This window comes from Tolypothrix tenuis PCC 7101 (genome assembly GCF_963874875.1).
Lineage (GTDB): Bacteria > Cyanobacteriota > Cyanobacteriia > Cyanobacteriales > Nostocaceae > Aulosira > Aulosira tenue.
Genome location: NZ_CAWNJS010000001.1, coordinates 7,526,365 through 7,548,976, shown reverse-complemented (window position 1 = coordinate 7,548,976; position 22,612 = coordinate 7,526,365). Strand labels below are relative to the sequence as shown.

Genomic DNA, 22,612 nt, shown 5'->3' with positions numbered 1-22,612 from the left:
AACCTAAACTAATAGTACATTTATACTATGAAAGCTGCGGGAGATAAACTACAGTCGTAGTTTTTATTCCTATCTTCATAATTCCCAGAACTGTTACATAGCAAACAGAATTCGACTTTGTCATATAAAGTTGCGATTTGAAAATCAACGCTGATTTTCTTGCGAGAAAATGGAAGAATGTAAGGAAACTGCAAAAAATAAATTATTTTATTTAAAGTCGTTGACAGTTCACAGTTAACAGTCAACAGTCAACAGTTAACCATTAGTGTTCACTGACTCAGCAAAAGTCTCTCAAAAGAGTTGATGGTGTTGCCGTGGTCGGAATTGTTATTGTTTCTCACAGTCAACAACTCGCGCTTGGCGTACAGCAACTAGCAGCGCAAATGGTTCAGGGTAGGGTTCCCCTGGCGATCGCAGCGGGGATTGACGATCCGGAAAATCCTTTGGGTACAGATCCGATGCAGGTTTATGAAGCGATCGCATCTGTATTTAGTGATGATGGTGTGCTGGTATTAATGGATCTGGGTAGCGCTTTGATGAGTGCAGAAATGGCCCTGGAGTTCCTCTCACCAGAACAACGGCAAAAGGTGCATTTGTGTGAAGCACCGCTAGTAGAAGGTGCGATCGCAGCTGTGGTTGCAGCTTCACTTGGTCATAATATCCAGCAAGTAATGGCAGAAGCACGGTCTGCTTTAGTAGCAAAAGCAACTTTATTAGGAGTTGTGAATAGTCCTCTATCACTTGTGGCTACAGCTAGCACAGAATCTGCAACAAAGGAAATCCGCCTCACAGTTAACAACCGCTTGGGTTTACACGCTCGTCCGGCAGCACAATTTGTCACTACTGCCTCTAAGTTTCAATCGCAGATTTGGGTAAAGAATATTACTAGAGGTACAAATACTGTTAGAGGTGACAGTATTAATCAAGTCGCAACTTTAGGGGTGCGTCAAGGACATGAGTTAGAAATTACAGCCAGCGGTGCTGATGCAGAAAAGGCTTTAGCAGCGTTGGCGGAATTAATCGCCAATAACTTTGGGGAAAATGATTCTGCTTTAGAATTACCACCAGCCGTAGAACACCATACCCCAACCACTCATGGCGAACTTTCGGGAATTGCAGCTTCACCAGGGGTAGCGATCGCACCTGTGGTACATTATCAAGCGGCTGCTGTTATACCTACAGAATATAACGTAGAAGATGTAGAAGCCGAGTGGCAAAGGTTACAAGCAGCGATCGCTACTGCACAACAACAAATTCAAGCCTTATTTTCCCAAGCTTCCATGCAAATTGGCGACACAGAAGCAGGAATTTTTGTCGCCCATCTGCTGTTTTTAGAAGATCCGGTATTGTTAGAAGCAGTACGAGTGCGGATTTTTGATCATCATCTCAACGCTGAAGCTGCTTGGCAAGCTGTGGTTGATGAAGTCGCTGCTAGCTACCACCAATTAGAAGATGCATATTTACAAGAAAGAGTTGAAGATGTGGTGGATGTAGGACAGCGAGTGCTGCGGTTGTTAGCCGGGACATCAGCGCAAGCTTTGGAACTCAGTGAACCAGCGATTTTAGTAGCCAGTGATTTAACTCCCTCCGACACCATCGGATTAGACCCCAGTAAAGTTTTAGGTATTTGTACGACTTCCGGTAGTGCCACATCTCACAGTGCAATTATTGCCCGCACATTAGGGATTCCCGCCGTTTTAGGCGTAGATGCAGGCATATTGTATCTGGAAGACGGCACAATCATGGCTCTTGATGGTGAGAGTGGCAAAGCTTGGGTAGAGCCAGAACCAGATATTTTGAGTATATTAGAAGCTAAACGCGAAGCATGGCGAACTACGCAACAAGAAGCGCTAGCCAAAGCACATCAACCAGCCATGACTCGCGATGGTCAGCAAGTAAATGTATTTGCCAACATCGGTAGTATAGCTGACGTTCAAGTTGCTTTAGCTAGCGGCGCTGAAGGAGTAGGACTACTGCGTACAGAATTTCTGTATCTAGGTAGGACAAGTGCTCCCACGGAAGAGGAGCAATTAGCAGTATACCAAGCGATCGCACAAGTTTTAGATCAACAACCATTAATTATTCGGACATTAGATGTCGGTGGCGATAAACCACTGCCTTACATTAAGGTTCCATTAGAGACAAATCCCTTCCTGGGTTGGCGGGGAATTCGCTTATGTTTAGATCATCCTGATTTATTTAGAACCCAGTTACGGGCAATTTTGCGCGCTAGCCACGGACATAATATTAAAATTATGCTGCCGATGATTGCCACAATCACCGAAGTTCGGGCAGCTAAAGCCATATTAAATGAAGTGCAACGGGAACTTAGTCAAGCTGGTATTGCCTTTGATGCCAACATCAAAGTCGGTATTATGATCGAAGTACCCGCAGCCGTAGCCATCGCCGATCAGCTAGCAGCCGAGGTAGACTTTTTTAGTATCGGTACTAACGACCTTAGCCAGTATGTCATGGCAGGCGATCGCAATAATCCCCGTGTCGCCAATTTAACAGACGCACTCCACCCAGCAGTGTTGCGAATGGTACAACAAACAGTCCAAGCCGGTCATGCGGCGGGAATTTGGGTAGGATTATGTGGTGAACTCGCCGCCGATCCATCAGCGACAGAGATTTTATTAGGATTAGGATTAGATGAATTGAGCGTTAATCCCCAAGCCATCCCCATCTTAAAACAAGCGATCGCCCAATTAACTATCAGTGAATGTCAGGCGATCGCCGCATCAGCCTTACAACTAGATTCCGCCACCCATGTTAGACAACTCACTTCATAAGGTTAAGGGCAAAAGGGGAAGGGGAAAAGGGGTAAGAAAAAACCTTTAACCCTTACCCTTTCTCCTGCAAAGACGCTACGCGTAGCTTGCTTAAGCGCAGGGGTACACCCATACGGTCAACTTAAGCTAAAAGCTATATAGGGCGGGCGTTGTACAAATACCTCGCGCCCTCATCCCCTAACCCCTTCTCCCCCAGGAGAAGGGGAACTAAATCTCTTGCTCCCCTCTCCCTGTGGGAGCTAAGGTGTACACACAAGTTATCGAATCATTACCATTCCTCGAATTACCCCACCCTAACCCTCCCCTTGCAAAGGGGAGCCACTGCGTTGCGGGGGTTCCCCCCGTTGTAGCAAGTGGCGTGAGGGAACTTGATTTTCCGGTTTCCCCCCTTGCCAAGGGGGGATTAAGGGGGGTAAAACCCGGATCTCAAAATAACTCCGATTTGTGTGTACACCGTAGCCCACAGGGAGAGGGGCTGGGGGTGAGGGCAGAACGTTGTCTCCAAGCGGGTTTCACGTTAAGTTGACACCTATGGGCAATGCCATGCCCCTACCATCTGTCGCATTCTTTTTTAAAATTGGTATAAAAAACCAGTTACTCAACAAAAAACAGAACAATAATTTTGGAGGGGGTTTGGGGGACGCAACCGTCACCCAATCGGGGGTTTGGGGGAGAATCCCCCAATTCTTCTGGCTTCTTTAATAAATGACAAATCAATCGCTAATGAGCTTAACCCAAGCCTATTGATTTATAAGTAGGCACAGCATGGGAATACTAGGATTATAAATTACATATAATTCCTATGTATCGTCTCAATAAAAAAGCTCTACAAATTTTGCAAGCAGAAATTCAAAGATGTAGTGGTAAAGATCAGGTAGGCAAAATTGAGCAGGAAATAGTAATTAAGCGATTAGAACAACTGTGTAAAGAAAAAGGCGATCGCGCTAAATTGGATGAATTACGAGATAGCGTGATTGATATCTATCCACAATTTAGCGAGAAAGTACTCAAACAAGCCGCAAAAGCTAATCAATCACCGGGTTTTTTCACCAAATTAAAATGGGTAACTATACTTTTGGGGAGTTCCACAGGAATATTATGGGTGGTAAATTTGCCCTACCCCATGATTCGCTGGCCTGTTGCTAACGCTGCTCCCATCCTCTTGTTGCCTAGCTACATCAACATGGATTATCACTATCGTGAGGCAATTAAAAACCTAGAGCAAGCAGACCAGTTAATTAATCAAGCTACAAGTCCAGCTGATATTGAGCAAGGTTCCCAAAAAGCTGCAGCAGCCCAAACAAATCTGAATAACTTACCAGTTTGGTTTTTAGGATATTATCCCAAAGCTTATTGTAATTTTTTTGGTTGCACTTGGAAGTTTACCGTAGATGAATTTGAAGCAGCCCGTGGGAGAGTAGCGCGGATAGAAGCTATAGCTTTTCAAGATAGGAATGCTTTTACACCCCTAGAACAAGGAGAAATGGCACTCAAGCTAGCACGCCAGCAATACGAAAAAGCTACCAGTATTAAGGATAAAGAAAATGCGATCGCTTCTTGGCAAGCAGCCATAGATCAATTAGATCAAATCCCCAAAGCCACATTTGCAGGAGAAACAGCACAAAGTAAACTGAAAGCCTACAAACGCGATTTTGATAACGCCCGCATCGGTACATTTATTGCTGCGGCGCAAGAATTTGATTTAGAAGCCGAAAAAATTCAACCAACACAACCCAAAGCCGCAACAGAATTGTGGGAACAAGCGATTAAGCGTCTCAATCAAATTCCTACAGAAAATCCTCGCTACTTAGAAGCACAAAGGTTACTCGCTGGTTATCAAGTCAAACTCAAAACAGTAGCCGATCCTCGTAGCGGTACATATATTGAAGCAGCCAAGCAATTTGCCCTAGCAGCTGCCAAAGCATCGCAAAATCCGCCCCATTCTGTAGTAAAGTGGGAACAAATTGCCAAATTATGGCAAAAATCAATCGATCAGCTAGAAAACATTCGCGTTGAAGAACCAGGCTATATAGCCGCGCAAAAACTTTTAGCAGAATATCAAACTAACTTAGGCATTATTGAAACTCGACGCAAAGCCGAAAGTGAAGCACAAGCATCTCTCCAAGCAGCCAATGAACAAATCCAAGGTTTGATAGCTTCTCCTCCCTCTAGTCCTCAGCAGTTAAAAGGTAAAATCCAAGGCGTTATCAATCGGCTAAAAACTATCCAAACTGGGACAACAGCCTACGCAGAAGCGCAAAAACTGCTAGTATCTGCTCAGAAAAAGCTGCAACAGTAACAATACTGCTCGGTTAAGGATTTTATACTCGGAATTTGGTTTGGGGAAAAGGTGAAAGGGTAAGGGTTAAAGGTTTTTCTTGCCCCTTTTCCCCTTCCCCTTTCCCCCTTAACCGACAAGTATTGGCAACAGTAAGGGCTTACATTTGTATTATATTTTTCGTCAATAATCTTGAGTTTTCTTACAACATTAAGCCTTAAACCTGGAGCATTAAGCCTTAAACCTGGAGCATTAAGCCTTAAACCTTGAACATTAAGGCTTAAACCTTGAACATTAAGGCTTAAACCTTGAACATTAAGGCTTAAACCTTGAACATTAAGGCTTAAACCTTGAGCATTAAGCCTTAAACCTTGAGCATTAAGCCTTAAACCTTGAACATTAAGCCTTAAACCTTGAACATTAAGGGTTAAAGTTTAAGCGATCGCCTATGCAGGCAATGTTATTTTATACAACAGATTGCAAGAAAGCATTGCCGTGCCCTCTAGAATATTTATTGATGTGTCGCAAACATTATTTGATTTGGTATTAGAAGCTGCGATCGCTTTTGTGACTGGCGATGTTTGAATTGTAGTCAAAGCGATCGCAAAATATTATCCATGAGCCATTGAAGGCTTTTAAACCTGAAAACCTGATTCTGATTCAATCCCAGTGACTAAGAGGTTGTTTGAAAAGTTTTTCCCTGTGATTTTAATTGCACTGTTACCCCCCTTAATCCCCCCTTGTCAAGGGGGGAGACCGGAAAATCCAGTTCCCTCACGCCACTTGCTACAACGGGGAGGCAGCCGCGTGGGCGGGTTTCCCGACTTGAGCGGACTGCCGTGGGAACCCCCGCAACGCAGTGGCTCCCCTTTCTAAGGGGAGGGCTAGGGTGGGGTAAAAAATATTTGATACACTACTACAGACTTTTCAAATATCCTCTAAGGTAATTGTGGACTATCTGGACTCGTAGGAACTACTGGAGTATCTGGTTGTTTCTGCTGTCGTTGTAAATATTTACTTAATACATCAGCCATATCCCCCCGTGTCATAGGACGCAATGGGAAAATATTTCCTTGAGCATCTGTAGTCAGAAAACCTTCGCTAATTACAGTGGCGATCGCTTGTCTAGCCCAAGTTGGAATGGAAGCTGCGTCTGGATGAGAAGAGAGAATATCTTTGACAGTATCTTCAGGGAACTGAAATACACCATAAGCTTGGGCAAAAATTGCTAAGGCTTCTGCCTTTGTCACTCTTTGATTAGGGAAAAACAAATTACCCCGATAGCCTTTCATAATATCGGTTTTTAAAACTGTTTGAATATCATTAAATGCCCAATGAGAGGATGGTACATCTGCAGTTGCTACATTTTCTTTACTAGCAGCTTGGCGTTTATCCAAGCGAAATACCTTAACCATAATCGCGGCTAATTCTGCGCGACTCACAAACCTTTCTGGATAAAACTTGCCATCAGAAGAGTTACTCATCCACTTAGCAGCAACTACTTGTTGAATAGCCTCAGATGAGTCACTAGAAGTTGCTTGTGCTACTTGTAATAGTTGAAATGCTGGTAAGTTTTGTAGCAAAAAAACTAAGGATAAACTACTAATAAATTGACGCATAATTATATTTTTCTTGGTCATTTGGTGTTGGTCAAGGGTCAAAAGTCAAGAGTCAAGAGTCAAATGTAAAGTATATTTCGTAACTTTTGAATTGTGAATTATTTCCTCCCCTTGTCCCCTTGTCCCTAATTTCCAATCCCTAGTTCCCATTACCCATTACCCATTCCCCATTACCCATTCCCCAATCCCCTAAACTCCAACGCAAAATGTATGTGACTTTAGGTTATGTTCATTTTAGATAAGTTATATGGAGCATTTTTGGGAATGACCGCAGCAGCAGACCCCGTGAAGTTGATGAAGCAAGAAGTTGGCAAAGCCGCAGCCGCTTTAGTCAAATCAGGTTCGATTGTCGGGTTGGGTACGGGTTCAACTACGGCGTACACCATTCAGTTTTTGGGAGAACGCCTTCAATCTGGTGAACTCAAAGATATTGTGGGCGTTCCTACTTCGTTTCAATCAGAAGTGCTAGCAAAGCAATACGGCGTTCCTCTCACTACCTTGGACGCTATTGATCACATTGATATTGCCATCGATGGGGCAGATGAAGTTGACCCCCAGAAGAATTTAATTAAAGGCGGTGGTGCAGCCCACACCCGCGAAAAAGTTGTAGATTACTTGGCAAATCAGTTTATTGTCGTAGTTGATAGTGGAAAGTTAGTAGACCGTTTGGGTTCTAGCTTTGCGGTTCCAGTGGAAGTAATTCCTATGGCGATTACTCCTGTAACTGATGCCATCAAAAAACTAGGCGGTAAACCAGAACTCCGTATGGGCGTTAAAAAAGCTGGCCCAGTCATCACCGACCAAGGAAACTTCGTTTTAGATGTGCGCTTTGACTCCATTGACGACCCAGTAAACCTAGAAAAAACACTGAATAATCTTCCTGGTGTTCTCGAAAATGGTATCTTCGTCAATTGCGTCGATTTAGTCTTAGTTGGCGAAGTTAAAGACGGTCAGCCATTAGTAAGGCAGTTTTAGGGACTAGAGAATGGGGAATGGGCGTGTTTTCAAAGTCTTAGATGAAGTTTTGCACTGCCCAACGCCACTCCTCTCAACGCGGGAAAACCGTACACAAGGGTGGCTCCCCTATGTATATTTCAAAAATCAAATACTAATTTTATAGAATATTTACAGCTTAGTCAGTAATCTGGCTTTTCTTAAAATGAATGTAAGTACCGTTTCCTCTTGAGCAACAATCTCTGCTGAAACCTCCATTCCAGCTTTGATGGGGTATTTTTTGTAATTCCGCTCTAAATAAAGTTTTTCAGGCGCGATCGTGACTTCATAGTAGGGGGCGGAGTTGTTTGCTGCATTACTGCCTTGGGAGGTAATAGCATCGGGAGAAATAGCGCGAACGGCTCCGGTTAATGTGCCATAGTCTGTGTAGGGATAAGCGGAGACGCGCAAAAATACCTTGCCTTCTCGACAGGTTTGAATCTCGCTAGCTGTGCAAAGTTTGATATTGCCAACATCTTGAGCTGCAACCCTTGCCTTGATCAGAAATGAGTTCTGGGTGGGAGCAATTTGGGCAATGGTATCTCCTGAACGCACAACTTGACCAGGATTTCTCAGTTCCAGCTTCAGGATGGTGCCGCTTTTTGGCGATCGCACGATCGCCTTTTGTTGATCAATTTCCAGCTGTTTCAGGTCTTTTTGGTCTTTATAAATTTGGCTTTTAACAGTTAAACGTTCCTGAATCAAGGCTTCTCGTTCTTTGCGTAAGGTTGCCAGGGTTGACTGGCCTTGTGCCTGTGCCAGGGCAATCTGTTCTTGAGCGATCGCAACTGTGGCTTGGCTGGGATTGAGTTTAGAGGTGGCTCTCTCTAATTGAGCTTGCGCTGTCTGTTGAGCCGATTCCTTTTCTCTGATTTGCAACTGGGTGATAGCACCACTTTCACTTAAGCTACGATAGCGTTTTAACTCATCTTCAGCTAGAGATAAAGCCGCTTTTGCTTCCTTAACTTCGGTTTCTGTACTGACGTGAAGATCCTGATAGTCCCGTTGATTCCGCCTCAATTGAGCTTGTGCAGAGGTCATTGATCGCTGCATTGCCGTTGTTTCAGCAGTAATCTTGCCATCTAATGCCGCTAACCCGGCGGCAATCTGAGCTAGTTGTAACTGATTTTGTTGAATACTGCCGCGCAGAAGACTTGCTTTAGTTTGCAGTTGAGAATCTTCGAGTATTGCGATCGCATCGCCTTCACTCACCACCTGATTCTCCTGTACGGCAATCTGCTTGACTGTTCCTTCCATTGCTGCCTGTACTAAACGCAGTTCTCCTGCCGGACGCACAATGGCAGGTGCTTTAACAACAACATTGTACGGAGCGATTGATGCCAGTACCACAGCCGCCCCAAATCCAGCGAGGATAACCCATCCACTTAATTTTGTCCAAATTCCCAAAGGGGGCAGAAATTCATCCATAGTGGCGGTTTGCAGTCCCTCTGTTCCAACATCTATATGTATGGGTTTAGGACTTTGGGAAACCGATAAAAAAGTATCTGGGCTGGTATCACTCAACATAAACGGCTAGTTTTAATCCTCTTTAGTAGAATTCCCAGATTCAGGTCAAAACGCACGGCTTCATGTTAATCCAGTGAAGCAATGGGCATAATAACCAAAATCGCAAGTAGATATTGGTGTATGAGGTATTGTCTAAATCCAGATTGTCCGCAACCCAAGAATTTGAGCGCAACTGAAAACTGCCAAGCTTGTGGTTCTTCGTTAACTTTGCATGAGCGGTTTGATATTTTGCTTCAGCTGGGACGAGGTGGCTTTGGTGCTGCATTTTTAGCGATCGATCAGGTTCAACCCAACCCAGTTCATTGCGTAGTCAAGCAGTTCTGTCCCAAAAACACCGAGCCTGAGAAGGTACAAAAAGCGCTTTCCCGTTTTCAGAGAGAAGCCCATCTCCTGCAAAAACTCCACCATCCTCAACTACCGCACTTTGTAGACTATTTTGAAGATACCGAGCGGGTTTATCTGATTCAGGAATACATTCATGGGGTGCCCTTAATGCGGGCAGTAAAAAAGTTAGGTGCCTTAAGCGAAACTGATGTTAAACAAATGCTGAGGGATTTTTTGCCTGTATTAGCACATATCCACGAGCATCAAGTCATCCATCGAGATATCAACCCTAACAACATCCTTTATCGAACGCGAGATAGCCAACTGGTATTAATTGATTTTGGGTTAGCAGCGGATCTATCTCTACCAAATGAATCAACCTTAAAAACGGCAAATTCTGTGTTTATTGGCACGGCTGGTTATGTTCCACCAGAAAATGGCAAACAACCTGTTCCAGCCAGCGATATATTTGCACTCGGCGCTACCTGTTTTTACTTACTAACTGGTATGCCTCCTAAAAAAATTACCCGCGACTCAACCACAGAGGAATTACTATGGAAATCACATCTTCAAGTTAGTGATGACTTGAGCGAGATTATGGACAAAATGTTGAGGCATCGAGTTGAACAACGCTATCAATCTGCTCTGAAAATTGTAGAGGAATTGAATCAAGTTTTAATAGTGTGAGAGGATAGTTAAAAAATTAAATATTACTAAATAAAGGTATTCTTAGACTAGAAATTATTTTAAGGTTTCACTTAAAGCTGTAGGTTCAAGCAATTTAAATTGCTTGAACCTACAGCTTTAATAATGAAAATTAGAATAATTATTGAAAATATTCAGAAGTCCTCAACAATTTACATAAATTATAGCGCCATTCAGTAATGCTAAAAAACTAGCCAGTAACTTGAGTAATTAATAAGTTACTGGCTAGTTTGAAGTTTTCAGGTGAATTGATTGATTCAGTAGTATTACGCTTTTTTATTCTGCTGATTCTGCTGCTGATTCTGCTGCTGATTCTTCTACTTGTTCTTCTACTGGTTCGTCTTCACCACCACAAAGTAGTTCCATTTGAGCTTCGGTCAATTCGGTGCCAATTTCCAGTTCAGAACCCAGAATGTTATTAATTACTTGCATGAATTTTGCCTTATTTGTGTTGTAGAACAGCCCTGTTTGGCTTCATGTATTCACTATCGTTTGTTTATCTCTGTTTTCTCAGTCGTGTAACTGCTGAATTTAATATGAAATTTATGATGGAGAAAATTGGTTATTAAAGGTAATAATTATGAATTTTTTGTGAAGAGAGTTAGGTTTTGTGATGTCAAAGGCTGATATTACTAGGGTCATGGTAAGAAAAGTAACTTTATATATACGTAGGAAATCCTCCGCAAGCGTGATGACATCTCTGTCAGCTCATCTATGGAGGTTCTCGAATAGAAGCAATACACTTTGACAGAGGCTTTGAATCGTTACTCCACTTCTCTGCAAGGGAAGGGTTGGGGGTTATGTCTGTATTGGACTCAATCAAGAATGCGCTATATTAGCCTCGTTGCTCTCGGTACTTTTGTGAGTAACTGTTCTTGATGGGGAATCCTGAGAATGGAACTTGTGAAATTGCTCCCCGATGAAATATCCCCATGTACGCCAACATAGCCAAGAAGACTGCGGTGCTGCTTGTCTAGCAATGATCTCCCGGTTTTACGGGCGCATATTTACAATCAACCGCATCCGCGAAACTGTTGGAACTATGCAAACAGGCACAACATTACTGGGCTTGAAGCGTGGCTGTGAAGCGTTGGGGTTTCATACCAGAGGTGTGAAAGTCGACAAAGATTTTTTGCAGCAAATGCAGCAATTTCCTTTGCCCGCCATCATTCATTGGAAAGGTTATCACTGGGTAGTGCTGTATGGGAAGCGGGGTAAGAAATATATTGTCGGTGATCCAGCGATTGGGTTGCGCTATCTGACTCAAGAAGAATTGCTTCAGGGTTGGCGTAATGGTGTAATCCTGCTGCTGCAACCCGATGCAGAAAGATTTTATGCTCAAGAATCAGACAAGGTTGGGGGATTTGGGCGATTTGTCAAACGGGCTTTCCCTTATCGCTGGATTTTGTTACAAGCGATTATCATTAACATCACGATTGGTTTGCTGTCTTTGACATCTCCTTTTCTCACACAAATTTTGACTGATGATGTGTTGGTGCGAGGTGACACCCAACTATTAACAGTTGTTGCCCTAGGGGTAATTGCTCTGAATCTGTTTAGTAATCTGATTGGCGTTGTGCAATCTTTTTTATTGGGCTACTTCGGGCAACGGATGCATCTCGGACTGCTGATGGAGTATGGCTACAAGTTATTACACTTACCCTTGAGTTATTTTGAATCTCATCGCAGTGGAGAAGTAACTGGTCGCATTGCCGATGTGAGAACAGTAAATACTTTGGTAAAGAGAGTTCTGTTGCAGCTGCCCAGCCAGTTTTTTACCTCCCTGATTTCACTGGGCTTTATGCTTTCTTACAGTTGGGTACTAACTGGTGTATCTTTTCTGGGCTTTTTGCTCATTACCATAATTGATCTTTTGTTTATGCCAACCGAACGGCGCAAAACTCGTGAGGCGATCGTACTTAGAAGTGAAAGTCAGGGTTTTTTAGTGGAGACGTTTCGGGGTATTCAGGTATTAAAAACAACGCAGGCAACTCCTCAAGCAGAGGAGGAATATCAGCAGAATTTTGGGCGGTTAGCGCATCTGAACTGGAGCACAATGAAACTTTCAGTTTTCAGCAAGACATTGACTAATATTCTCTCGAAGTTAACCAGTGTTACCTTGCTGTGGATGGGAAGTTATTTAGTAATTAATCGCACCTTAACTATTGGACAGTTGTTGGCATTCACTGCCATGAGCAGCAATTTTATTGGCTTTCTCAATTTTACAGTTGGGTTAGGAGATGATTTGATCACTGCTCAACTGGTTATCGAACGTTTAACGGAAGTTCTAGATGCAACACCAGAAAGCTTAAATGATGAGAACAAGGCTTGGGCTGAAATTTCTGGTAGTGATAATATTGTTTGCACTCAACTTAATTTTCACCATCCAGGACGCAGAGATTTGTTGAAAGATTTCTCTGTTACTTTGCCGGCAGGAAAGGCGATCGCACTCATCGGCAAGTCTGGTTGCGGTAAAAGTACACTAGTAAAATTATTAGCTGGACTGTATCATCTGGAATCTGGCAATATTCGGATTGGCATGTATAACCACTCTGACCTATCAGTAGATTGTCTACGACAACAGATAGTGTTAGTTCCCCAAGATGCCCATTTTTGGAAGCGTTCTATTGTTGATAATTTCCACTTTAGTTATCCTCAAGTAACCTTTAAGCAAATTGTTAAAGCTTGCTCTATTGCGGGAGCCGATGAATTTATCAGTGAGATGCCTGATAAATATCAAACTGTATTAGGTGAATTTGGGGCAAATTTGTCTGGAGGACAGCGACAACGGTTAGCCCTTGCTAGGGGCATTGTCACTGATCCGCCAATTCTGATTCTAGATGAGTCTACTGGTTCCCTAGATCCCCAAACTGAGGCAGAGGTGTTAGATCAATTGCTACTTCATCGCCAGGGGAAAATGACAATTATTATTAGCCATCGTCCTAGAGTTATTGAACGGGCAGATTGGGTAATTCTGCTAGAGAAAGGTGAACTCAAACTTCAGGGAACAGTGAATGAGTTACTTACCCAGGATGGAGAACACCTGAGCTTCCTCAAGCCATAGTTGAAATACCCTATTCTCAAAAATTCTCCACCAATAACTGAGTATCGGTATCTTGCCAAGCTTTGGTAAATTGAGCTTGCACTAGTTTGGCGGCGTTTTCTTGTCCTTGTGCCTGCAAACTTGCTTGTAAGCCAAACAAAGAACGCCCGTTCAAAGGATATTTTTGCAAATCTGCACGAAATACTTTTTCGGCGGCTGCATAATCACCTTTAGCTAATAAAGCACCACCTAATGCTTCTCTGCTGGAAATGTACCAGTCTGGTGGTTCCATGTAGTTGAGGGCATCTTCCACGGCTACTGCTGTTTCTAAATATTTAATTGCAGATTCATAGTTTTGTTTGGCTTTGGCAATCTTCGCGTCTAACTGGTTGCTGGCGATGTCTAAAATACTACTGGCGGGACTCATCCCAATAGTTGCGGTGGCGGGTATTGTTTTTTGAGCAGTTAATAAAGCCGCGCGATCGCTCTCTGCATCCTTCAGTTTACCAGTGCTAGCATTCGCCATCCCCCGAGCAAAATGCCATAGCGCTTTCGTTGTCACAAATTTATCATCGGGAGCAGGTGTTTTTAAAATATTATCCCAATCGCTAAAGCGTGTTTGAACCAATAGTTTAGTTCCTAGATAGCCCTCAACCATTGGTTCTTTCTCGGCAAACGGTGTAGCCATTGTGACTAATTTATCTGCGGCTTGCACAGCATCCTGATATCTACCAGCCATCGCTGCGGCTACTGCCAAGAAATGCACATTGTGGCTATAGTACATTGCCGGATAAACGCCCTCAACATGATTTTTGACAATGTAAGCTTCATCTTGAGCGATCGCTAGGGCATTTGACTGCATGGCTTTGGTATATTCTCCCACACGGAAATAAATGTGGGATGGCATATGTACCAAATGTCCGGCTGCAGGTACTAGGGTTTGTAACCGGTTAGCACTTGCTAAGGCGCGTTCGGGAGTTAGTGACGCTTCTACTGCATGAATATAGTAGTGATTCGCCCCCGGATGGTTGGAGTCACTTTGCAGTACCGATTCTAAAACCGCTACAATCTCTTCGGTATCTTCTAACGGTTTGCCATCTTTAGTCCAGTGTTGCCAAGGATGCAAATCCATCAAGCTTTCAGCGTATAGTGTTTTAGCATCCAAATCTTGGGGATAACGCTTGACTAAATCTGACATCGCGTTTTTGTAATCTAGCGCCAGCTTATATAAATATGCACGGGGATTATTAGAATAGCGCTTGGCTAGGGCATTAATATAACCTTGTTCCTGTTGTGATGCATATTCAGACAACGCCACAGCTTTTTGTATAGCATCATAAGCCGCTAATTCGCGATCGCTGTCTATATCCAGGTTAATATTAGGCCCCAAAGCTAGTGCCATTCCCCAATACGCCATTGCTAAATGTGGATCTAGTTCGGCTGCATATTTAAAAGAACGCGCTGCTTCCTCATGGTTGAAAGCGTAAATTAAATTTAGTCCTTGATCGAAAAACTGTTGCGCTTGGGTATTTTCGGTAGATACCGGATGGTGATGTGTTCCCAGCCCAGATATTAAAGTATATGACTCTTGCGTGAGAGCGTAGGCATAGTCCGTCGTAGACATCGCACTACTTGGAGCAAATAAAGATAATATCAGCACCCATATTAAAAATAAATACTTCATCTTCCAGCTTTCCTTGATCAAACATTCTTCTTAGCACTAGTCATACGCCAAACCTTCTCTAAATAGGCGATTTTTTCCCGCCGAGCAGCAGTACGGTATTTTCTATAAGCATTAATACTGAGAACTAAAATAATGGGAAAAACAATCGCTGAAACTCCCACAGTAATATCAAATGCTCCATAACTTTGACTTGTATTGCCTATAGCAGCAGAATTTGTGGCAACTTGACTAGTAGTATTGTTAAACATAGATTACTCCTATTTACGGTCATAGATTTAGTAGAAAAAATACCTTTGACAGATAAGTTTTCAGGAAAGTGTGTTACTGCCAATAACTACTCTTCACCGATAACTAGACAATTTATGTAAATTCCCGCCGAATTTCAGACGGGAATTTAGACTTCATCTTGAATATGCTCAATTTCTGAATTTTGATTGGGGCATTGGGCATTGGGCATAGAGAATTAATGATTTCTCCCTTCTCTTCTTGTCTCCCATTACCCATTACCCATTACCCATTACCCATTACCGCTTTCATCAAATACTGTGTCAAAGTAAACGCATCCACACCTAATTCTGTACGTTCTGCGGCTGCTAAAATTCCGGCTTGGGAATGCCACCAGGAAGCAGTTGCAACCATATCTTCTAGGGCAATTTGTTTTTTTACGGCTTGTGCCAGAAGTCCGCCAAGTATCCCAGTTAACACATCGCCACTACCACCACGGGCTAATGCTGGGGTACTTTCGGGATTTAGCCACACTGAACCTTGGGAATTGGCGATCGCAGTTCTTGCGCCTTTTAATAAAACTATTGCCCCACTTTGCATGGCTGCTTGTTGCACAGCTTTGACTCTATCTTGATGAATATTCGGGATATCGGGAAATAATCGCTTAAATTCACCTTCGTGGGGTGTAAGTATGGTTGTAGCTTGGCGTTTTTGTAAGCTGGGGATAGTTCCCATTTGCGCCAAGATATTTAAACCATCAGCATCAAGCAACAAGGGGCGATCGCTATCTATTACCTGTTGCACAATGGGAGTACTATCTGTAGTTAAACCAGGGCCACAGGCGATCGCATCGAAGGAATTTAAATCTGTCTTTTCTGGTAATTGTAAATGAGCGATCGCTCCTGTCTCTGTCTCTGGACAGCCTACAACTAAAGCTTCTGGTAAATGGGACACTAACAGAGGTTTAATATACTCTGGTACAGCAATAGAGAGCATCCCCACACCACTAGCACGGGCACCCAAAGCGGTTAAAATTGCCCCACCAGCATAACGATGAGAACCGCAAATTAATAGTAAATGTCCTTCTTTGTATTTGTGGGTGACTGGGGGACGAGGTAACGGTAAATTTGAGATGGCTTTGGCTGTAGTGATGCGGGTAATTTTCGGCGCATCTTGAAGTACAGCTTGCACATCAGCTAAAGGAATATCAAAATCAATTAACTCAGCTTTGCCAAGATAATCTAAAGCTTGATCCTGTAGAAAACCTTGCTTCCACAAACCCAAGCAAAACGTATTTGTAGCGCGAATTGTTGTCCCTAACACTTCACCAGTATCAGTGTGTAAGCCGGAGGGTAAATCAATGCTAAAAATCGGCTGTTTCCAAGTATTAAAATGATCGATAGCAGAGGCTACAGCATCAGTGAGCTTTCTTTCTAAACCAAAGCCAAACAAACCATCAACTAATAAATCACAATTTGGCAACTGCTCAATTGCTTGATAACAGGGTATCCCTAAACTCTGGGCATATTGCAAATGCTGTGAAGTTAATTCTTTAACTTTAGGAAAAGGGTTGTAAATCCAAACCTCATATCCCTGAAAGTGTAATTGCCTGGCTACTACCAAAGCATCGCCGCCATTATGTCCCGGGCCGACTAATACCCCCACCCGAGATTTACCTGGAGGAATCATCGCCAGTAGGCGACGGGAAATTAATCCCGCCACCTTTTCCATTAAAGCTACTACAGGCATTCCCGCCGCAAATATCCTCTCTTCAATATCCCGCATCTGCGCTGCGGTAACTACGTATTGGGAAATTTCTTGTTCCCTCTGCTGAAGATGAGTCATGATTCTTAAATCCAGAGTGATGAATTGCAAAGTTTGAGGTGACTTCTCAATTTTGATTCTTCACACGGAAAATTTGTTTTCTAATTTTGAACAAGCTGGTAGCTAAATTTTTGCTTTTCAATCTTTGATGCAACTATCAAACTTTTTGATATCGCATTCCTGGGAGTTGCGATACTAAACCCATCAATTCTAACTGTAATAAGGCGCTGGAAACTGAACCAGCATCCATACCAGTTTTTTGAATAATAAAATCAAATGGTAAAGCATCAGAAGCGATCGCATTGATTACTTGTTGCAGTTCTGGTGCTAAATCTGGCAAACTCAATTGCTGGGGTGCTGATGATTCTTGCACTACATCGATTTGTGGTATTGCTCCCAGGGTTTTTAATAGTTCGTCTAATTCTTTGAGAATTATGGAAGCGCCTTGACTAATTAATTTTAAACAACCTTGGGAGGGATAATCATCTATTCTGCCAGGTAAGGCGTAAACATCTCTACCGAAATCATTGGCGTAGGTAGCTGTAATTAACGCACCTGATTTTATTGGTGCTTCGATAACTAAAATGGCGCGACTCAAACCTGCAATAATCCGATTACGCTTCGGAAAGTGACTGCGCTCGGGTGGGGTTTTGGCGGGATACTCACTCACGACTAATCCCGCAGTCAAAATCTGCTTGTAGAGTTCCCGATTTTTGGGTGGATAGATGATATCGACACCTGTACCTAAAACTGCGATCGTTCTGCCACCAGCTTTAATTGTAGCGGCATGGCTTTCGGTATCGATGCCCTCAGCCATTCCCGAAACTACTGTAAAACCGTTTTTTGCCAAGGCTGTGCTAATTTGGCGAGTCCAACGGATGCCATAATCTGAAGGTTGACGAGTTCCCACAATCCCAACTGAAGGTTTATTTCCGAGATTTTCTTGCAGTTCTACTTCACCGCGATAGTACAAACAGGCTGGTGGACTAGGGGTTTCTAATAGCAAGCGGGGATAATCTGCATCTGCTGGTGTCCAAAAATGGGGATTTTCTTCCTGGTGCTTGATCAATAATTGTTCTGGATGCAAACGCGATCGCTGTTTGACGACTTTTTCTAAAGTCTGAAAACCAAAACCCTCTACCTGCGACAATTCCGCCTTTGTGGCTTTCCAAGCTATAGACAGCGTACCAAAATGCTGCTGCAAACGCCCCAGGAATACAGCAGGGCCGTTTCATTCCCTAAAAGTCCTGAAAATGCAAGAGTTCAGGAGATGAAAAATAAGCTTGGCATTCAATATTAGGCATCAACATGGTCAAGAATTTATGACTTTTGCCCTGATATTTATCGCCAATCATATTGACAAAATACATATCCTTACGAATGAAACGGCCCTGCCAGGAATACAGGGCCAATCCCAGAAATTTGCGACCAAGCTAACCAATACGCGCGTTCTTCTCCCACTTTCTCATCCTCACAGCCGTTGGTTTGAGTATTCCCAATTTTGGCTTAGTTGTTAATGGGTAATGGGGAATGGGTAATGGGGAATGGGTAATGGGTAATGGGGAATGGGTAATGGGTAATGGGGAATGGGGAAATATCTATTTTGACTCTTGACTCTTGACTCTTGACCCTTGACAAATGACCAATTTAAGCCTTCCAATTAAAAAATTGTGCATAAATATATGCGATCGCTTCATCTAAGACTGTTCGCACACCTTGGCTGTAACGCCACCATTGCTGGGGATTGTAGTCTCTGTTGCTAGATGAGATCGCGCCTACTTGAATATGAGAGGCTAAAACTTGTTTAAATAGCAGCCAGCTTCTACGAGTATGAGCATCCCAAGAGAATAGATTGATGGATTCTCCGCTAAACTCTGAATTAGCTAACCAACGGCTAAATTCGTTAGCAGATGCATAGCTACGATCCTTAATTACATAAGGTGCTGGAACAGCTATCACTTTCTCTGGTGCTACACCTAGTTTTTTTAATGTGGTTGCGGCTACGTCTGCAAAGCTTTTATATTCGCTTAAATAACTTCCCTGCTCTAATGTTCCGCCTGTGGTAATTATTTGGCGATAATTCCCGCTTTTAAATTCAGCGATCGCCTCTTGCAGTGCGTAATCTGGTACCCATCCTTCCACTACCAATATTTTTGCTGATTTGATGGGAGCATTGACGGCTAGAAATGGATGTATATGAGTAATTGCGAAAAATAGTAAAGCCGCAACTAGCGCGATCGCAATTATCCATCCCTGAACCGTCAAAACCCACAATTCTTGGCGTTTAATTAATCGGATTTTGGGGAGTTTTAGCCTCTGACGATTGTTTCTCTTCTGCATTAACCCTTATTTGCACGCTGTTGTTTCAAATAAGTAAACACAGATTTATCGCCAATATCCGCAGGAATTGCTTGCACTGTTTTCCGCAATGCAAATACTAAAAACAAAATTGCCCAAATTCCCAGTAAAACCTGTTCTGCTGGAATTGGTAAAATCCCTACCAAATGCCCTAACAACAACAGTGGTACTGTAAAAGTCAATACCTTAGTTTCCAAACGATTGAAGCAAAAAGCTTCTTTGAAATAAATACCTGTTAGCGCTACGAAGGTAAACCCAACACCGAATAAAGTCAGAGGATGATTATAAACCGTAACAGCTAAAGGTTCACTGCTAGATAGTGCCAATCCCACTGCTGCAATACTACCAATTGCCCAAAAAGCCTGTAACATTCGGTGCAATGCCAGCATATAAATATGGATGGTGATTAAACTTACACCAAGAGCTAGCGTAAAACAAGCATATAGCGGAGTTAGCGCTGCTAAAGTTGCTGGTTGATTGTTAAACACCACCAATGCGCTAGCGATCGCCAAGCTAAGTGCAGCCACCATCAATCCAGTGCGATAGATAATTACCCCAGTGCGATCGCTTTGAGTAATTGTAAATTCCCCAAACTGACCTTGATAAACTGCTGGTGCTGATAATGTTTGTGTATTCATAGATTAGTTATGAGTCTGGATTTGTATCTCTACGATAAATCTTTCACAATCCACAATCTAAGAGACCATTTCTAAAGTAGATCTTAAGTAGGGTGTGTTACGGCTATGAAGGCATTTGGGACACAGAGAAAATGGAATTTAGCCGTAACGCACCGCCGCATGGATGATGCGTTAGGCGCTAGGATAGTTCTTTGGTGAAATCATATTGGCAACCAGCGCCTAACGCATCCTACAATAATTTTATTTTTACTTTATAAATAACCTCTAAAATGCAAAATTGTAGAACTTGTAGCCTCATTACTTGTCAGTTCAGCGGGAAAGTATCAAGAAAAAACCTTTCACCCTTACCCTTTTCCCTTTTACCCTAACCAAATTCAAAGGTTAAAATCTCTAACTCAGCAGTATTATCTCTAAACTATCTTGCCAGTTAATTTGCAATTGTGACTGTGCATTACCGCTATTGATGGCAATTTCTACCCAGCCATGACTCCCTACTAATGCAATGGCTTCTCTAACTTTGACATCGCTGTAAGTTTCACACCCCGTTATTGTCAAGCTTCGCACTTGTACGCACCAGGTTTTCCCCTGCACATAACTCCCCGGAATGTTGCTCACCAGGTTACCAAAATGGTCAATATATTGAATACAACCTGTGATAATATTTCCTATCTGTTGGCATTCTGTGATCTCTAGCTGTACCAAACTAGCTGGATCAATTTCTCGTCCCAGTTCTTGGATTGGTACACCGCTTGCTAAATTACCCCCAACTGGTGCGAAAATATCTCTACCGTGAAAAGTGTGGCTAATTTCGGTACTCCGCCAATAATTACGATTTGTTAACTCAACTGCTGCGATCGCCTGTTGTTGACTGAGTATGCCACTGAAAATGCCATTATCCGGCCCCACTAAAAATCCTTGGGGAAACTCCACTGCGATCGCCCTGCGTTTGCTACCCACTCCCGGATCTACTACAGCTATATGCACTGTACCCTCTGGGAAGTAAGGATAAGCATCCATTAAGCAAAACCTAGCAGCAGCAAGATTTTGTGGTGGTATTTGGTGATTTAAGTCAATAACCCTTAGCTGAGGGTTGATTTGAGCAATTACGCCCTTCATCACAGCTACATAAACATCGCGATCGCCAAAATCGCTTAACAGCGTCACTACGCTCGCTTTTCCATCAAGGATTTGTGATTGATCCATTGGTAGATACGATGTTCATCTATAAATATATAATAAAGCAGAAAATTCTGTAACAAAGGCTACGAAATTTGTGCTATATTATGAATACAACACAAAAAGTGACAGATGACCAGGTAATCATTATGAATACAAATAGATTACAAGCCGCAAACCAAGCCCGAGAAGCTCATAGAGAAAATATTCAAAGAAATATCGAACGTCGCCTGCAAGTAGCGAGAGCCAACGGCGACGAGAGGCTAGTTCGTCAATTAGAAGACGAAATGAAATCTTGTCGTTAAATCAACAACTCCTTGTTCATAGTTTTGTGACATTTAACCCTGCTTACGCAGGGTTTTGTCTTTTGAGGCAAATTTTTTGCCAAGATGGTTTGGTCAACAGAGAAAAGGGATGCAGTTTTATACCCATTTGCCAAAACAGAGCAACAGATGCAAAACCCAAAACCTAGATTCTGTCAAATTTTCTTAATTTTGAATTTTGCGGAAAGTTGCGTGCGGGGGTTCCCCCCCGTTGAGGAGGCAGTGCGTTGGGCGGGTTCCCCGACTTGTAGCAACTGCCGTCAAACTTTCCTTGGCGTAGCCTCTCCCTTTGGGAGAAGACGAATTTTGAATTCCCCGCAGGGGTTGACGTTTCATCCAAAAACCAAAACCGAGAGCAAGTAATGAGCCGCCAATAGTCCATGGTTCGGGAACCTCTTGAAAAGCATGGTTATCACTTTCAAAGGCTACTTGAGAACTGCCCAAAATTATCTTGTCAAATTCTTCTCCCTGACCAGCAAAGAAATTCACATAAACGTTGTCTTCTGGGCTAGACTGATCGCCGCTAGCTGTAGTACTAGGAACATTACTACCATCGAAGCTTTTGAGTAAAGTCTGACCTTTGTAGAAGGCTACACTATTGAATGCATCAACCGAACCCCAGTACAAACCAAAATAATTAGCTGCTTTAGCCAACGCAATTGTAATTGGAGAATTGCTCCCTGGAACATTAGCTCCCACCGGAGCAATTGTGAGATATTTAGTTTGATCGCCAGATGGTCTAGCGTAGTCACTGACAGTACCTTGAACTATAGCTGGTATACCAATACTTGCGGAATATTGAGCGTATCCAGTAGTTGGTGCTATGCCATTGTCAAAATTGATTGTTTTTGTGTTGGGGACGCTGGAGATTTGACCGGCCCCTGGTACTGATGTACCTCCGGTAGTTATGGTAAAAGCACTAGCTGATGTTACGGAAGACGCTAGTATACTGGCGAAGACCATAATATTACTAGCAGTTGCAATGCCAAGCTTTTGAGCTAATTGCATTATATTCTCCAAAAAATGAAGATATTCGCTGATAGCTAGGGTACAGAGTTTTTTAGGAAATAGCCACTTAGGATGAAAATTAGTAACTTGCGGTT

17 protein-coding genes are annotated in these 22,612 nt (G+C 42.9%); 6 read left to right on the top strand and 11 right to left on the bottom strand.

The annotated features are described in order from the left end of the window. Positions 1 to 314 precede the first annotated feature (314 nt). Both ptsP and AACU25_RS29815 read left to right on the top strand, forming a co-directional pair. A complete protein-coding gene (gene ptsP, locus AACU25_RS29820; protein ID WP_096581861.1) occupies positions 315 to 2,792 on the top strand; it encodes a phosphoenolpyruvate--protein phosphotransferase in 2,478 nt (825 codons plus the stop codon). 802 nt (positions 2,793 to 3,594) lie between these two features. Then, positions 3,595 to 5,091 (top strand): hypothetical protein, encoded by a 1,497-nt coding sequence (locus AACU25_RS29815; RefSeq protein ID WP_096581855.1) that lies wholly within the window; start codon positions 3,595 to 3,597, stop codon positions 5,089 to 5,091. Positions 5,092 to 6,008: 917 nt separating this feature from the next. Here the strand turns inward: AACU25_RS29815 and AACU25_RS29810 are convergent. Further along, entirely contained in the window at positions 6,009 to 6,689 is a 681-nt protein-coding gene (locus AACU25_RS29810) for an S-layer homology domain-containing protein (protein ID WP_096581853.1), read from the bottom strand. A gap of 264 nt (positions 6,690 to 6,953) precedes the next feature. Between AACU25_RS29810 and rpiA the strand changes: the two genes are divergently transcribed. After that, positions 6,954 to 7,664: a ribose-5-phosphate isomerase RpiA gene (rpiA, locus tag AACU25_RS29805; protein ID WP_096584261.1), complete on the top strand. Its 711-nt coding sequence runs from the start codon at positions 6,954 to 6,956 to the stop codon at positions 7,662 to 7,664. Positions 7,665 to 7,814: 150 nt separating this feature from the next. On the opposite strand, the gene AACU25_RS29800 is transcribed toward rpiA, so the two are convergent. Further along, the gene (locus AACU25_RS29800) at positions 7,815 to 9,209 is read right to left on the bottom strand and encodes a beta-barrel domain-containing protein (protein WP_096581851.1); all 1,395 of its coding nucleotides are present in this window, start codon (positions 9,207 to 9,209) and stop codon (positions 7,815 to 7,817) included. Positions 9,210 to 9,290: 81 nt separating this feature from the next. On the opposite strand from AACU25_RS29800, the gene AACU25_RS29795 reads away from it, so the two are divergent. Next, positions 9,291 to 10,220, top strand: a complete 930-nt coding sequence (locus tag AACU25_RS29795) for a protein kinase domain-containing protein (RefSeq protein ID WP_096581849.1) — start codon at positions 9,291 to 9,293, stop codon at positions 10,218 to 10,220. A 294-nt stretch (positions 10,221 to 10,514) separates the two neighbouring features. Here the strand turns inward: AACU25_RS29795 and AACU25_RS29790 are convergent, their stop codons facing one another. Continuing rightward, positions 10,515 to 10,670 (bottom strand): hypothetical protein, encoded by a 156-nt coding sequence (locus AACU25_RS29790; RefSeq protein ID WP_190445862.1) that lies wholly within the window; start codon positions 10,668 to 10,670, stop codon positions 10,515 to 10,517. Between the two features lie 487 nt (positions 10,671 to 11,157). Between AACU25_RS29790 and AACU25_RS29785 the strand changes: the two genes are divergently transcribed. After that, positions 11,158 to 13,302, top strand: a complete 2,145-nt coding sequence (locus AACU25_RS29785) for a peptidase domain-containing ABC transporter (RefSeq protein WP_096581847.1) — start codon at positions 11,158 to 11,160, stop codon at positions 13,300 to 13,302. Between the two features lie 16 nt (positions 13,303 to 13,318). On the opposite strand, the gene AACU25_RS29780 is transcribed toward AACU25_RS29785, so the two are convergent. From AACU25_RS29780 to AACU25_RS29750, 7 genes are all read right to left on the bottom strand, one after another. Further along, the gene (locus tag AACU25_RS29780; RefSeq protein ID WP_096581845.1) at positions 13,319 to 14,965 is read right to left on the bottom strand and encodes a tetratricopeptide repeat protein; all 1,647 of its coding nucleotides are present in this window, start codon (positions 14,963 to 14,965) and stop codon (positions 13,319 to 13,321) included. Positions 14,966 to 14,982: 17 nt separating this feature from the next. Further along, complete coding sequence (locus AACU25_RS29775) at positions 14,983 to 15,213, bottom strand: hypothetical protein (RefSeq protein ID WP_096581843.1); 231 nt, start codon at positions 15,211 to 15,213, stop codon at positions 14,983 to 14,985. Positions 15,214 to 15,475: 262 nt separating this feature from the next. Further along, the gene (locus AACU25_RS29770) at positions 15,476 to 17,035 is read right to left on the bottom strand and encodes an NAD(P)H-hydrate dehydratase (protein WP_096581841.1); all 1,560 of its coding nucleotides are present in this window, start codon (positions 17,033 to 17,035) and stop codon (positions 15,476 to 15,478) included. A 136-nt stretch (positions 17,036 to 17,171) separates the two neighbouring features. Next, positions 17,172 to 18,218, bottom strand: a complete 1,047-nt coding sequence (gene dprA, locus AACU25_RS29765) for a DNA-processing protein DprA (RefSeq protein WP_422641114.1) — start codon at positions 18,216 to 18,218, stop codon at positions 17,172 to 17,174. Positions 18,219 to 18,661: 443 nt separating this feature from the next. Next, on the bottom strand, positions 18,662 to 19,354 hold the full coding sequence (locus AACU25_RS29760; RefSeq protein WP_096581837.1) for a YdcF family protein: 693 nt from the start codon (positions 19,352 to 19,354) through the stop codon (positions 18,662 to 18,664). After that, the gene (locus AACU25_RS29755; protein WP_096581835.1) at positions 19,354 to 20,010 is read right to left on the bottom strand and encodes a DUF2301 domain-containing membrane protein; all 657 of its coding nucleotides are present in this window, start codon (positions 20,008 to 20,010) and stop codon (positions 19,354 to 19,356) included. Before AACU25_RS29755 ends, AACU25_RS29760 begins: the two co-directional genes overlap by 1 nt. Before the next feature lie 390 nt (positions 20,011 to 20,400). Next, positions 20,401 to 21,213, bottom strand: coding sequence for an SAM hydrolase/SAM-dependent halogenase family protein (locus AACU25_RS29750; protein WP_096581833.1), 813 nt, complete (start codon positions 21,211 to 21,213; stop codon positions 20,401 to 20,403). A gap of 80 nt (positions 21,214 to 21,293) precedes the next feature. On the opposite strand from AACU25_RS29750, the gene pirA reads away from it, so the two are divergent. Then, positions 21,294 to 21,491: an arginine synthesis PII-interacting regulator PirA gene (pirA, locus tag AACU25_RS29745; RefSeq protein WP_096581831.1), complete on the top strand. Its 198-nt coding sequence runs from the start codon at positions 21,294 to 21,296 to the stop codon at positions 21,489 to 21,491. 183 nt (positions 21,492 to 21,674) lie between these two features. Here the strand turns inward: pirA and AACU25_RS29740 are convergent, their stop codons facing one another. Next, a complete protein-coding gene (locus AACU25_RS29740; protein ID WP_096581829.1) occupies positions 21,675 to 22,517 on the bottom strand; it encodes a PEP-CTERM sorting domain-containing protein in 843 nt (280 codons plus the stop codon). Positions 22,518 to 22,612: the final 95 nt, after the last annotated feature.